The organism is Dyella sp. LX-66 (assembly GCF_018599165.1).
Taxonomy (GTDB): Bacteria; Pseudomonadota; Gammaproteobacteria; order Xanthomonadales; family Rhodanobacteraceae; genus Dyella_D; species Dyella_D marensis.
Genome location: NZ_JAHFVJ010000004.1, coordinates 489,307 through 501,816 on the forward strand (window position 1 = coordinate 489,307; position 12,510 = coordinate 501,816).

Sequence of the window (12,510 nt, forward strand, 5' to 3'; positions counted from 1 at the left end):
ATGTTGGGGTTCGCCTGCGGCTCACCCCAACCTACGCCCAGCCTGTCAGCGTTCGTGGAACTCGCGCTGCGTAGTGAGCAGATACAGCGCGCAGCCCACGCCGATCACCGCGGTCAACGCCACGTAGTGCGCCGGCGCCATCGCACCCAGCTTCGCAGCCAGGTAGGCGATCAGCGGCGGCGTAATCGCGCCGAACACCGCATAGGCGATGTTGTACGAGAACGACAAGCCGGAGAACCGCACGGCCGGCGGAAACGCCGCCACCATCACCGCGGGGATCACGCCGACCACGCCGACGCAGAAACCGGCCAGCGCGTAGAGCAGCATGAAGTGTTCCGCGCCCTGCGCCAGATCGCGATACAGCAGATAAGTAGTGACCAGCAGCGCCAGCGAACCGACCAGCAAGGACCACCCGCGCCCGAACCGGTCCACCGCCACGCCGCCGGCGATACAGCCGAAGCACAGCATCAGGGCCGCCAGGCTGTTGCCGTGGAAGGCCAGCGTCTGCGGCAGATGGAAACTGCTCTGCACCAGGGTCGGCGTCATCAGGATCACCACCACCACCGCGGCGGTGAGCATCCAGGTCACCAGCATGCTCAGCAGCACGCCGCCGAGCTGTTCGGTCATCACGCGCTTCAGCGGCAATTCGCTGGCCAGCTCCTTGCGCTCGCGCATCTGCGCGAACACCGGCGTCTCGCTCAGCCAGCGGCGCAGCCACACCGCGAAGAAGCCGAACACGCCGCCCAGGATGAAGGGCCAGCGCCAACCGTAGGCCAGCACGTTCTCCGGCCCCAGGCTGCTGATGCCGGCGGCCACCAGGGAGCCGATCAGGATGCCGGCGGTAAGCCCCGACGTCAGGCTGGCGCAGGCAAAGCCCACGCGGCCGGGCGGCGCATGTTCGGCCACGAATACCCAGGCGCCCGGCACCTCGCCGCCGATCGCCACGCCCTGCACCACGCGCAGCAGCAGCAGGAGCATCGGCGCGAGCACGCCGATCTGCCCATATGTGGGCAGCAGGCCGATGCAGAGGGTGGGCAAGGCCATCAGGAACACGCTCAGCGTAAACATCCGCTTGCGCCCCGTGCGGTCGCCGAAATGCGCCATCACGATGCCGCCCAGCGGCCGCGCCAGATAACCCGCGGCGAAGATGCCGTACACCTGCACCTGCGCCAGCCACGGCGGCATATCGGCCGGGAAGAACAGCTGACCCAGCACCTTGGTGAAGAACACGAACACCACGAAGTCGTAGAACTCCAGCGCGCCGCCGAGGGCGGCCAGGGCCAGGGTGCGCAGGTCGTTGCGGTTCAAGCGGGGGGCGGGCGAGTCCAGCGGGGGAACGGACGGAGCGGCTTGCGTCATCGTCGGGCGCGGAGGCGTGGGAAAGGGTCCGCGGAACATAGCACCGGCACCGCGCGAATGCTGCCGCCTTTTACGCTAGGCTAGCGCCCGCGCCGGACAGGACGACCGGGGCTGTAGGGGCAACAAGAACTTTTTGCTTTTCCCTTCCCGCCTTCGCAAGGAGACCTGCTCATGAGCATTGGCAAGCGTTTGACCGCCGAATTCTTCGGCACTTTCTGGTTGGTATTCGGCGGCTGCGGCAGCGCGGTGCTGGCCGCGGCGTATCCGGATCTCGGCATCGGCTTCGCCGGCGTGGCCCTGGCCTTCGGCCTGACCGTGGTGACCATGGCCTACGCCGTGGGCCATATTTCCGGCGGCCATTTCAATCCGGCCGTGACCGTGGGCCTGTGCGCCGGCGGCCGCTTCCCGGCCAAGGACGTGGTGCCTTACATCGTGGCGCAGGTGATCGGTTCGATCGCCGCCGCCGCCGTGCTGTACGTGATCGCCAGCGGCAAGGCCGGCTTCGACGCCACCGCCGGCTTCGCCTCCAACGGCTATGGCGAGCATTCGCCGAACGGCTATTCGCTGCACGCCGCGATCGTGGCCGAGCTGGTGCTCACCGCGTTCTTCCTGCTGGTGATCCACGGCTCCACCGACAAGCGCGCACCGGCCGGCTTCGGCCCGCTGGCGATCGGCCTGGCGCTGACCCTGATCCACCTGATCAGCATCCCGGTCACCAATACCTCGGTGAACCCCGCGCGCAGCACCGGCGTGGCGATCTTCCAGGGCAGCTGGGCGCTGCAGCAGCTGTGGGTGTTCTGGCTGGTGCCGCTGATCGGCGGCGCGATCGGCGGGCTGATCTACCGCCACCTGCTGGAAACCAGGGACTGACGGAAACGTCGAAGGCCGGGCGCCGGAGCATCGGGAGGATGCTCTGACGCCCGGCCTTCTTTATGTGCGCCTTAGCTGGTGCGGCGGACCATCATGCCCACGCCCAGCGCGATCAGCACCACCGGCCACCAGGTGGCGAACAGCTGGCCCAGGTGCAGGTCGAAGCCGAGGTTGCGCAGCAGGAACAGCGCGCCGATCGCGATCAGGATGATGCCGGGGACGCTGGGTTTCATCGAAAGTCTCGCAGTGGATGGTGTTGGCGGCGAGCACTTTGCCACAAGACACCGGCGGCGTTGCAACGTTGGGGTTCGCTGCGCTCACCCCAACCTACGTCAAGCTTCAGCGAACGGGAATGCCAATACGTCGGCGATGGCGTCGGTTCCTGCCAGGCACATCAGCAGGCGCTCCATGCCCAGGGCCACGCCCGCGCAATCCGGCATCGCATCCAGCACCGCCAACAAAGGCTCATCCAGCGGAATCTCACGCAGCCCACGTTCGCGCCGCACCGCGTTGTCACGCTCGAAGCGCCCGCGCTGCTCCGCCCCGTCGTTCAACTCGTGATACCCGTTGGCCAGCTCGTAGCGCCCCAGGAACAGCTCGAAGCGCTCCGCCATCGGCGGATCGCCGGGGCGGATGCGCGCCAGCGCGCACTGGCTGGCCGGGTAGTCGTGGATCACGGTGATGCGGTCGCGCGGAAACGCCGGCTGCAGCTTGTGGGTGATCAGCAGATCGAGCCAGTCGTCGCGGCCCAGCCCGTCGGGGCCGATGCCGTATTCGGCCAAGGGCGCGCGCAGTTCGTCGATCGGCGCATGCAGCGGATCGATGCCCAGTTCGTCCAGGAACAGCTGGCGATAGCTTTCCACCACCACTTCGGCACGCCGCCCGGCCATGGCCAGCGCGGCTTCCACCAGGGCGATGGTCTCTTCCATCAGCTGGCGATGGTCCCAACCCACGCGGTACCACTCCAGCATGGTGAACTCGGGGTTGTGCCGGCCGCCGGATTCGCCATTGCGGAACACGCGGCCAAGCTCGTAGCAATCGCCCACGCCAGCGGCGAGCAGACGCTTGAGCGGGTATTCCGGCGAGGTGCGCAGCCAGCGCTCGCGCGGGCCGGCATCGACGTGGCCGCTGAAGCTCGCGCTGAAGCTTTCGATATTCGGATCGGTATTGCCGGCCGCCGACAGGATCGGCGTTTCCACTTCCAGCACGCCGCGATCGGCGAAGAACTGGCGCAGCAAGGCGTTGAGCTGCGCGCGCAGGCGCAGCGAGCCGCGGTCGGTGGGCAGCTGCACGATGCGCGCGGATTCCTTCGCGGTCATGCGCCGCCCTCGTGCTCGGCCAGCAGCGCCAGCAGGCGTTCCTCGTCCCACACCTCCACGCCCAGCTCCTGCGCTTTCTCCAGCTTGGAGCCGGCCGCTTCGCCGGCCACCACGAAACTGGTTTTCTTCGACACCGAGCCGGAAACCTTGGCACCCAGCGCTTCCAGGCGCTCCTTGGCTTCGTCGCGGGTCAGCCCGGCCAGTGTGCCGGTGAGCACCACGGTCTGCCCGTCCAGCGGCGCGGCTTCGGCCTTGGCGGATTGAGGGATGGCGTCCAGCAGGCGCTGCATGGCCGCTTCCGCATCTTCCAGGGCCTTGAGGTTTTCCCGGTCGGCCAGGAACTGCTCCAGATTCGTCGCCGCCGCCGACGGCACGCCGGCCACCACCCAATGCGCGGCACCCGCGTCCGCCAGCTGCTTCAGGCTGCGGTAGTGCTGCGCCAGCAGCTGCGTGCTCTTGGGACCGAGCTTGGACACCTTGGCGGTATCCAGCAGCACGTCCAGCCCCAGCTTGCCGCGCAGCTTCGGCGATGGCGCGCTCTCGTCGCCGAGCACAACGGAGGCGAGCAGTTCGTCCACCACCTTCTGGTTGCCTTGCTGCGCGAAGAAGCCATCGATGGAGTTGGCCACTTCGTCACCGATATCCGGCAGTACGCGCAACACCGGCGCCGGCGTGGAACGCACCAGCTCCAGCCGGCCCAGCCACAGGGCCAGCGTCTTCGCCGTGCTCTCGCCGATATGCATGATGCCCAGCGCGTACAGAAACCGCGGCAGCATGCTGCGCTTGCTGGCGTCGATCGCTTCCAGCAGGTTCTCCGCCCACTTGGTGGCGACCTTGCCCTGCTTCACCGTCTCCGGCGTGGTGCCGTCGCGCTCGTCGGCGCGGCGCTTCATCTCGAGGAAATCGTCCAGGGTGAGCTTGTACAGATCGGCCGGCGTGTGCACGTAGCCGAAATCCACCAGCGCATCGACGAAGCGCTCGCCGATGCCTTCGATATCCATCGCACGGCGCGCGGCGAAGTGGATCAACGCCTCCTTGCGCTGCGCGGCGCAGATCAGGCCGCCGGAGCAGCGCCATACGGCCTCGCCTTCCTCGCGCAGCAGCTCCGAATTGCACACCGGGCAATGCGACGGCATATGCCAGGGCTTGGTGTGCGGCGGGCGCAGCTCGGGCATCACCCGCACCACTTCGGGGATGACGTCGCCCGCACGGCGCACGATCACCGTATCGCCCACCCGCACGTCCAGCCGCGCCACCTGGTCGGCGTTGTGCAAGGTGGCATTGCTTACCGTCACGCCCGCCACCTGCACGGGTTTGAGGCGCGCCAGCGGCGTGGCGGCGCCGGTGCGGCCGATATTGATCTCGATCGCCTCGACCGTGGTGGTCTGTTCCTGCGCCGGGAATTTGTGTGCGATGGCCCAGCGCGGCGCGCGCGAAACGAAGCCCATCTCGCGCTGGCCTTCGTAGTCGTCCAGCTTGTACACCACGCCGTCGATATCGAACGGCAGGCTGTCGCGCTTCTCGCCGATGCGCCGGTAATACGCCAGCAGCCCCTTGAAGCCCTTGGCCGTGCCCACCTCGTGCGAGACCGGGAAACCCCATTCGCGCAGCTTCTGCAGCGTGGCCGAATGGGTGGCGGGAATCTCGCCGCCCTCCACCACGCCGATGGCGTAGGCGAAGAAGCTCAACTTGCGCTTCTTGGTGATGGCCGGATCGAGCTGGCGCAGCGAACCGGCCGCACCGTTGCGCGGGTTCGCCAGCACCTTCTCGCCATGCTCGCGGGCTTGCGCGTTGAAGGCTTCGAAATCCTTGCGCAGCATGATCACCTCGCCGCGCACTTCCAGCACGCGCGGCCAGTCCTTGCCGTGCAGGCGCAGCGGAATGGCGCCGACCATGCGCAGGTTGGCGGTGACGTCCTCGCCGGTGGCGCCGTCGCCGCGCGTCGCGCCCTGCACGAACACGCCATTCTCGTAGCGCAGGCTGATGGCCAGGCCGTCCAGCTTCGGCTCCACCGAGAACACGGGCTCTTTCCGCTGCAGGGTCTGCTCGATGCGGCGCTCGAATTCCGCCACTTCGCGGAAACGCTCCAGCTCCGTCTCGCCTTCCTGCTCGAAGGCATTGCTCAGCGACAGCATGGGAATGGCGTGCTGCACCTCGGCGAAGCCGCCGACCGCGCGGGCGCCCACGCGGCGTGTGGGCGAATCGGGCGTGGCCAGTTCCGGATGTTCGGCTTCCAGCGCCTCCAGCTCGCGCAGCAGGCGGTCGAACTCGATGTCGGCGATCTCCGGATCGTCGAGCACGTGGTACCGGTAATTGGCGCGCTCGATCCGCTCGCGCAGCTCGGCGGCGCAGACCTTAGGTTCAGATGAATGGCTCATGCGGGGCTCCTCATGCCGCGCAGTTTACTAAGACAACCGAAAGCCACGCGCCCTAGCCTCGTTTTCGTTTGATCTATCGCATCAGGGGCCACCAAGACCACCCATCAAGGAGGTCCAGACGTGCTCGTGTCCAAATCCGCCCCCGCCCTGCTTATCGCCGCCCTGACCCTGCCCGCCGCCGCCCATGCCGCGGGCGGCCCCTTCGGCATCGACCACACCCTGCATTACGACAACAGCGGGATATGGAAACGCGGCAATCAGCAGATCGTCTACTACGGCAGCCTCGCCTCGGTCGCCGCCGGTGCGCTGTGGCTGGGCGACCAGGACGAAATGGGCGACACCTTGTGGCGCTCGGTCGACGCCATCGCTGTGGCCGGCGCCAGCGCCCAGGCCCTGAAATGGACCTTCCAGCGCGAGCGGCCCACGCAGAGCCGCAGCCCCGACCAGTGGTTCAAGGGTTGGCATGCGCAGAGCTTCCCCAGCGGCGAAGTGGCGGCGATCAGTGCCGCGGTCACGCCGATCATGATCCATTACGGCGACGAACACCCCGCGGTGTATGCACTGGCCCTGCTGCCCGTCTACGACGCCGTGGCGCGCATGAAGGTGCACCAGCATTGGCAGAGCGACGTGCTGGTCGGCGCGGCGATCGGCGTGGGCGCGGGCCTGTGGGCGGAGCACCGCAAGTCGCCGTGGATCGTGAGCTTCCTGCCGGGCGGGTTCCAGGTGGGGTTTGCCAAGCATTGGGATTGAGCGAGAAGGCGCCTCGCGCCTTCACGCCGCATCGACGGGCTCAGCGATGGTAGTGCCCCGCCGCCTCCGGCTGGTAGGCGATATCCACCACGTGCAGGCGCTTGCGCCGGCCATCCGGCATCGGCCAGTCAATGTGCTGGCCCTTGGCCAGGCCGAGCAAGGCGCTGCCCACCGGGGCCAGCACCGACACGTGGCCTGCTTCGCCCGCGGCGGACGGATACACCAGGGTCAGTTCCAGCCGCTCGCCGTTGCCTTCGTCCTGCGCGGTCACGCGCGAGTTCATGGTGACCACGTCGGCCGGCATGTCCTTGGGCTCGCGCACCTCGGCCCGTTCCAGTTCGTCCCGCAGGGCGGCATGGCCCTGGGCCTGTGCGGGCGGCATGCGCTCCAGCAGGGCTTCGATGCGCTCCAGGTCGAGGCTGGAGATGACGATGGGGGGCTTGATGCTCATGGCGTTGTCCTGTGTGCGTTGGCGTTCCCGGCGCGCAAAAAATTCGCGCCGGGCACTGGAAGCGCCCGGCGCGAGGGAATGGGTGGCCGGCAAGCGGCCGCATGAAACGGCCCTGACTTTGGCCGCCGCCCCCATGAAAAGCAAGTTGCCATAGCAGCTATCATGCGCAGGTCATGTCCGATACCTCCGCAGCCACGGAAGTGCCGCCCGAACTGGGTACGCCCAACCCCGGCGCACCTCCCGCTCCGCCTCCCGTCTCCTCGCGCGAGCGCTACCGCGGACTGATCTGGCTGGTCGCCGCCAGCTTCTTCATGCAGGCGCTCGATTCCACCATCGTCAACACCGCCGTGCCGGCCATGGGCGAAGCGCTGGGCGTGGCGCCGCTGGGCATGCGCATCGCGCTCACCAGCTACGTGCTGACCCTGGCCATCTTCATTCCGGCCAGCCCGTGGATGTGCGACCGCTTCGGCACGCGCCGCATCTTCGCCGCGGCCATCGCCATCTTCACCGTGGGCTCGCTGCTGTGCGGCATCTCGCAGACCCTGCCCCAGCTGGTGGCCGCGCGCGTGCTGCAAGGCTTGGGCGGCGCCGCGCTGATGCCGGTGGGCCGCTATGTGCTCGTGCGCAGCATCGACAAGCGCGACTTCGTCGGCGCCATGAGCACGGTGGCCACGGTGGGCCTGCTCGGTTCGGTGATCGGCCCGCTGCTCGGCGGCGTACTGGCGGAATACACCTCGTGGCGTCTGATCTTCCTGATCAACGTGCCGGTGGGCATCGCCGGTTTCTGGATGAACCGCCGCGAGATGCCGGATTACCGCCTGGCCGATCCGCACCGCTTCGATCTCTCCGGCTTCCTGCTGTTCGCGCTGGCCTCGGCCATGCTGCTCACCGCTTCGGAAGTGGCCAGCGGCGGCGGCGGACAATGGCTGCAGATCGCCGTGAGCGGCGTGCTCGCGCTGATCTTCGGCGGCATCTACGTATGGCATAGCCGGCATACCGAACACCCGGTGGCGGACCTGAACCTGCTGCGCGTGCGCAGCGTGTGGGTGTCGCTGGCCGGCAACCTGTTCACGCGCCTGGGTGTGTCCGGCATGTTCCTGCTGCTGGTGCTGTTCCTGCAGGTGGGCTGCGGCTGGTCGCCGACCATGGCCGGCTTGATGATGGTGCCGCAGGCGCTGGGCTCGATCTGCGCCAAGTGGGTGATCAACCGCCTGCTGCAAAGCATGGGCTATCGCCGCTTCCTGCTGACCAACACCTTGATCGTGGCGGTGCTGCTGGCCTGCTTCGCCCTGCTCGGCAAGGACTCGCCGATGTGGGTGATCGCGGTGATGGTGTTCGTCTACGGCGGCTTCATGGGCCTGCAGTACACCGCGATGAACACGCTGATCTACAACGACCTGGACGTGAAGTACGCCTCGATGGCTTCGTCCATGGCCTCCACCGCGCAATACCTGTCGATGAGCTTCGGCATCGCGCTCGCCTCGCTGCTGATGGAGGCACTGCTGCAAGGCCATGCGCACGACGACTACGTGGTGTCGTTCCGCTGGACGGTATTGCTGCTGGGCATCGTCACCGCCACCGCCAGCTGGGTGTTCAGCCGGCTCGGCCGCGACGCGCCGAAACGCAGCGCAAGCGTGTAGCATGCCCCGGTCGCGATAGACCGGAAGGAACCTGAGCATGCATCACGCCGCCGACATCCTGCTCACCCTGTTCATCGTCTTCGTCGCCGCGCAGATCGGCGGGGAAATCGCGCAACGCCTGAAATTGCCGGGCGTGGTGGGCGAAATCGCCGCCGGCTGCGTGGTCGGGCCTTCCTTGCTCGGCTGGATCGCGCCGGAGCAGATCGCCACCGGCACGCCGCTCGACGTGCTCGCGGAAATAGGCGTAGTCCTATTGTTGTTCGCGGTGGGCCTGGAGACGCGGCTCGAAGATCTCAAGAAAGTGGGCAAGGTCGCCTTCCTGGTCGGCATCCTCGGCGTGCTGGTGCCGTTCGGCCTGGGCGGCGTGTGGGCGCATGCGAGCGGCTACGACTGGGGCAAGTCGCTGTTTATCGCTGCCGCCTTCGTGGCCACCTCCGCCGGCATCACCGCGCGCGTACTGCAGGAGCTCAACGCCCTGCAGCGCACGGAGAGCAAGGTGATCCTCGGTGCCGCCGTGATCGACGACATCCTGGCCATGCTGCTGCTGGGCGTGGTGGTGTCGCTGCAGGGCGGCGAAGGTTTCAACGCGATGCATCTGGTCACGACGCTGGTCGGCGCGATCGGTTTCATCGCGGTGATCGGCTTCGGCGGTGCGCGCGCGATGCGCTGGAATTCCAGCTGGCTGGACAAGCCGCACGGCCAGCACTCGGCGCTGGCGATCGTGCTGGCGCTGTGCCTGGGGTTGGCTTATGTGTCCACGCTGTTCGGCCTGGCCGCCATCATCGGCGCCTTCCTCGCCGGCATGATCGCCTCGGAGACGCGCCAGCAGCACACACTGGAAAAACAGGTGCAGCCGCTGCTCGCGCTGCTCACGCCGTTCTTCTTCGTGATCACCGGCAGCAAGATCGACCTGCAGCAGCTGGCGAGCGCGGACGCCTTGATCACCCTGTCCGTCGTGACCGTGATCGCCATCATTTCCAAGCTCGCCGGCGGCTTCCTCGGCGCGCTGTCGCTGGGCAAGCGCGGGGCCACCATCGTGGGCTTCGGCATGGTGCCGCGTGGCGAGGTAGGCGTGGTGATCGCCAGCCTTGGCCTGGCGGCCGGGGTGTTCAGCGATCGCACCTACGCGATCATCGTGGCGATGTCGCTGCTGACGGCGATGGTGACGCCGCCGGTGCTGGCGGTGTTGTTGAAGCGTGGCGATGGCGCCGCCGCCAACGTGGCGGAGCCTGATACGCGCGGTTGACCCATGCTGCCTTGGCGTGGGTGTGTGCAATTCCACACGCCTCCGTGAAAGAAAGCACCCCACGGGAGCAGCCCCGTTGCAGCCAAAACGGCCGAACCGCGCTTGATCGAGCTGGCACGGCTTTTGAATTTCTCCCTGGAAACCGCCGAGGGAACGGGAGCCTATAAGCCTTGGGGTGAATATCCACGTGACTTTCAGAGGAGCAGAACAGCCATGAGCAAAACCTGGAGGTACGCCAAAAAGTTCCCGGCTTCAGCCGCGGGCAAGCATTTCGGCAAGTCTGAGGGAGAGGCCATAGCCGCCACCCTGGGCCGCAAGAACATTCCACACACGAACTCCGTGATCGATCCGACGAGCCATTACGAAAGCGGCGGATCCCACTATGTAAGCGGACAGAGCTGGAACGTACTCGCCGGCCCGAGGAAAAATGGGCAGCTCGCATTTGTGACCGTACAGGCGCGGGGGCATCAGGTCGACAAGTTCAAGACCACCGACCCCGGTCATCGCGAAGGTCCCGCCAACGCGATAACACGTTACGTGCCCAAGCCGACCTCGATCGCCTTACGACATAGATCGACCGACCCCGACAACTTCGGGGAAGACACCTAGCGATGCTCTGATGGTTCCGCCCGGATCTTCAGCTCAGCCGCGCCCGCGCATGGCCTGATAGGCGGCCAGCGCGGCGTTGCGCGAGTCCGCCAGGTCGAGCATCGGTGCCGGGTAGCCGCTGCGCGACAGCAGCGAGGCGTCCTTCCACGGCTCATGCAGCAAGGGCAGCGGCGCGTCCTTCAGTTCGGGCAACCAGCGCCGCAGATAATCCCCTTGCGGATCGAATTTCTGCGCTTGCGCTACCGGATTGAACACGCGGAAGTACGGCGCGGCATCCGCACCGCAACCGGCCACCCATTGCCAACCGAGCGTGTTGTTGGCGAGGTCCGCATCGACCAGCGTGTCCCAGAACCACTTTGCGCCCTCGTGCCAATGCTGGCGGAGGTTCTTGGTGAGGAAGCTCGCCACCACCATGCGCACGCGGTTGTGCATCCAGCCGGTGTGCCATAGCTCGCGCATGCCTGCGTCGACCAAGGGGATGCCGGTGCGGCCATGGCGCCAGCGTTCGAGCAGGGCTTCGTCGGACTTGGCCCAGCGGAAGTTGGCGAAGCCTGGGTTGAAGTTGTCGGTCGGGGTTTGCGGAAAGTGAAACAGCAGGTGGTGGGCGAATTCGCGCCAGCCCAGTTCGCGCAGGAAGGGTTCGAGATCCGGGCGGCGCTTGGCGGCCAGGCCTTGGGTCTGGCGATGCAGGATGTGGTGGATCTGCCGCGGCGAAATCTCGCCGAAATGCAGATGCGGCGACAGGCGCGACGTGCCGTAGCGTGCCGGCAAATCGCGCAGGCGCGCGTAGCCGTTGAGCGCGTCGTCGGCGAACAGCTCCAGCGCTTCGAGAGCGCCCTGCTCGCCCGGGGTCCAGGTTTCGTGCAGGCCTTTGTCCCAGTGGATGCGCGGCAAGAGTTCGAGCGACTTCAATGTCACGCCATGTTTGGCTTTGGCGAAACGCATGGCCGGGACGGGAATTGGCGCCTGCGGTTCCAACCGCGGCCTTACGCTGCGCCAGAACGGAGTGAAAACGCGATAAGGACCATCCTGCTGCGTGGCAACCTGCCACGGTTCCACCCACAACGCCGCATTGAAACTCTTCGCCTCGATGCCTTGCTCGCGCAGCGCCGTCTTGATGTGCTTGTCGCGCTCGATCAGCGCGGGTTCGTAGCAGCGGTTCCAGTAAACCGCGGTGGCGCCGGCGGCGCGGCATGCGGCGATGAGGTTGTCCAGGGTGCCGCCGGTGCGGATATGCAGGCTGCCGCCTTTCTGCTTCAACGCGGCGGACAGCGACGCCAGCGAATGATGCAGCCACCAGCGGCTCGCAGCGCCGGGCGCCCAGGCACCTTCCTCGTCCGGCTCGTGCACGTAGACCGGCAGGATGCGCTCGTGCTCCGCGCAAGCGGCGGCGAGCGCGGGGTTGTCGGCCAGGCGGAGATCGCGGCGGAACCAGACGAGAGCGGTCATCGGGATGAAAAGCCTTCGGAGGAACGATGCTTATCGCCCAAAGCGAGCCCCAACGCCAATTCTGCTAGGATGGCGCCGCTTTCGCTGTCCTGGACAGCCGACAACGCTTACGGAGAGATGGCCGAGCGGTTTAAGGCACCGGTCTTGAAAACCGGCGAAGGGTCAAATCTTCCGTGGGTTCGAATCCCACTCTCTCCGCCAGATACCAAAACGCCCCCCCACGGGGGCGTTTTGGTATCTGGCGGAGAGAGTGGGTAGAGAGAACCGGTTGCTCGGCTCCGCCGAGCAACCGGTTCGACAAATTTGTCTGGAACAAATTTGGACAGCCGCAGGCTGGCCCCGCAGCGCGCAGCGCGAAGGGGTTCGGCCCATGGATGGGCCGAACAATCCCACCCTTCCAAGCTAAAGCGCGCCCCCCATCGAAACCTCACTACGCCCA

General features: G+C 66.8%; 11 protein-coding genes and 1 tRNA gene. 6 read left to right on the forward strand and 6 right to left on the reverse strand.

Annotated elements, in window-relative coordinates; translation table 11 throughout:
- Positions 1 to 45: 45 nt before the first annotated feature.
- Positions 46 to 1,359 carry an MFS transporter gene (locus tag KK141_RS10955; RefSeq protein ID WP_214572039.1) on the reverse strand — a complete coding sequence of 438 codons (1,314 nt, stop codon included), beginning with the start codon at positions 1,357 to 1,359 and terminating at the stop codon, positions 46 to 48.
- Positions 1,360 to 1,530: 171 nt separating this feature from the next.
- Between KK141_RS10955 and aqpZ the strand changes: the two genes are divergently transcribed.
- Positions 1,531 to 2,229, forward strand: coding sequence for an aquaporin Z (gene aqpZ, locus KK141_RS10960; protein WP_214572038.1), 699 nt, complete (start codon positions 1,531 to 1,533; stop codon positions 2,227 to 2,229).
- Between the two features lie 71 nt (positions 2,230 to 2,300).
- Here the strand turns inward: aqpZ and KK141_RS10965 are convergent, their stop codons facing one another.
- The 3 genes from KK141_RS10965 to ligA form a co-directional block, all read right to left on the reverse strand.
- Positions 2,301 to 2,462 (reverse strand): DUF5668 domain-containing protein, encoded by a 162-nt coding sequence (locus KK141_RS10965; RefSeq protein WP_214572037.1) that lies wholly within the window; start codon positions 2,460 to 2,462, stop codon positions 2,301 to 2,303.
- 99 nt (positions 2,463 to 2,561) lie between these two features.
- Complete coding sequence (gene epmA, locus KK141_RS10970) at positions 2,562 to 3,548, reverse strand: EF-P lysine aminoacylase EpmA (protein WP_214572036.1); 987 nt, start codon at positions 3,546 to 3,548, stop codon at positions 2,562 to 2,564.
- Positions 3,545 to 5,926, reverse strand: a complete 2,382-nt coding sequence (ligA, locus tag KK141_RS10975) for an NAD-dependent DNA ligase LigA (RefSeq protein ID WP_214572035.1) — start codon at positions 5,924 to 5,926, stop codon at positions 3,545 to 3,547. Before ligA ends, epmA begins: the two co-directional genes overlap by 4 nt.
- Positions 5,927 to 6,046: 120 nt before the next feature.
- Here ligA and KK141_RS10980 point away from each other — a divergent pair, with 120 nt between their 5' ends.
- On the forward strand, positions 6,047 to 6,676 hold the full coding sequence (locus tag KK141_RS10980) for a phosphatase PAP2 family protein (protein WP_345777601.1): 630 nt from the start codon (positions 6,047 to 6,049) through the stop codon (positions 6,674 to 6,676).
- 40 nt (positions 6,677 to 6,716) lie between these two features.
- Here KK141_RS10980 and rnk read toward each other — a convergent pair whose 3' ends face one another.
- Positions 6,717 to 7,127 (reverse strand): nucleoside diphosphate kinase regulator, encoded by a 411-nt coding sequence (gene rnk, locus KK141_RS10985; protein WP_214572034.1) that lies wholly within the window; start codon positions 7,125 to 7,127, stop codon positions 6,717 to 6,719.
- A 173-nt stretch (positions 7,128 to 7,300) separates the two neighbouring features.
- On the opposite strand from rnk, the gene KK141_RS10990 reads away from it, so the two are divergent.
- From KK141_RS10990 to KK141_RS11000, 3 genes are all read left to right on the forward strand, one after another.
- A complete protein-coding gene (locus tag KK141_RS10990) occupies positions 7,301 to 8,767 on the forward strand; it encodes an MFS transporter (protein WP_214572033.1) in 1,467 nt (488 codons plus the stop codon).
- Positions 8,768 to 8,804: 37 nt separating this feature from the next.
- Positions 8,805 to 10,013, forward strand: coding sequence for a cation:proton antiporter (locus tag KK141_RS10995; RefSeq protein ID WP_214572032.1), 1,209 nt, complete (start codon positions 8,805 to 8,807; stop codon positions 10,011 to 10,013).
- A 213-nt stretch (positions 10,014 to 10,226) separates the two neighbouring features.
- Positions 10,227 to 10,622, forward strand: coding sequence for a hypothetical protein (locus KK141_RS11000; protein ID WP_214572031.1), 396 nt, complete (start codon positions 10,227 to 10,229; stop codon positions 10,620 to 10,622).
- 33 nt (positions 10,623 to 10,655) lie between these two features.
- On the opposite strand, the gene KK141_RS11005 is transcribed toward KK141_RS11000, so the two are convergent.
- Positions 10,656 to 12,071, reverse strand: a complete 1,416-nt coding sequence (locus KK141_RS11005) for a deoxyribodipyrimidine photo-lyase (RefSeq protein ID WP_214572030.1) — start codon at positions 12,069 to 12,071, stop codon at positions 10,656 to 10,658.
- A 111-nt stretch (positions 12,072 to 12,182) separates the two neighbouring features.
- Between KK141_RS11005 and KK141_RS11010 the strand changes: the two genes are divergently transcribed.
- Positions 12,183 to 12,272 (forward strand) — tRNA-Ser (locus tag KK141_RS11010).
- The last annotated feature ends 238 nt before the right edge of the window (positions 12,273 to 12,510 follow it).

Bases quoted from the DNA above. Each gene is read 5' to 3' on its own strand.
- aqpZ (WP_214572038.1), top strand. From the start codon at position 1,531: ATGAGCATTGGCAAGCGTTTGACCGCCGAATTCTTCGGCACTTTCTGG.
- ligA (WP_214572035.1), bottom strand. From the start codon at position 5,926: ATGAGCCATTCATCTGAACCTAAGGTCTGCGCCGCCGAGCTGCGCGAG.
- KK141_RS10955 (WP_214572039.1), bottom strand. From the start codon at position 1,359: ATGACGCAAGCCGCTCCGTCCGTTCCCCCGCTGGACTCGCCCGCCCCC.
- KK141_RS11005 (WP_214572030.1), bottom strand. From the start codon at position 12,071: ATGACCGCTCTCGTCTGGTTCCGCCGCGATCTCCGCCTGGCCGACAAC.
- KK141_RS10965 (WP_214572037.1), bottom strand. From the start codon at position 2,462: ATGAAACCCAGCGTCCCCGGCATCATCCTGATCGCGATCGGCGCGCTG.
- epmA (WP_214572036.1), bottom strand. From the start codon at position 3,548: ATGACCGCGAAGGAATCCGCGCGCATCGTGCAGCTGCCCACCGACCGC.
- KK141_RS10995 (WP_214572032.1), top strand. From the start codon at position 8,805: ATGCATCACGCCGCCGACATCCTGCTCACCCTGTTCATCGTCTTCGTC.
- rnk (WP_214572034.1), bottom strand. From the start codon at position 7,127: ATGAGCATCAAGCCCCCCATCGTCATCTCCAGCCTCGACCTGGAGCGC.
- KK141_RS10990 (WP_214572033.1), top strand. From the start codon at position 7,301: ATGTCCGATACCTCCGCAGCCACGGAAGTGCCGCCCGAACTGGGTACG.
- KK141_RS11000 (WP_214572031.1), top strand. From the start codon at position 10,227: ATGAGCAAAACCTGGAGGTACGCCAAAAAGTTCCCGGCTTCAGCCGCG.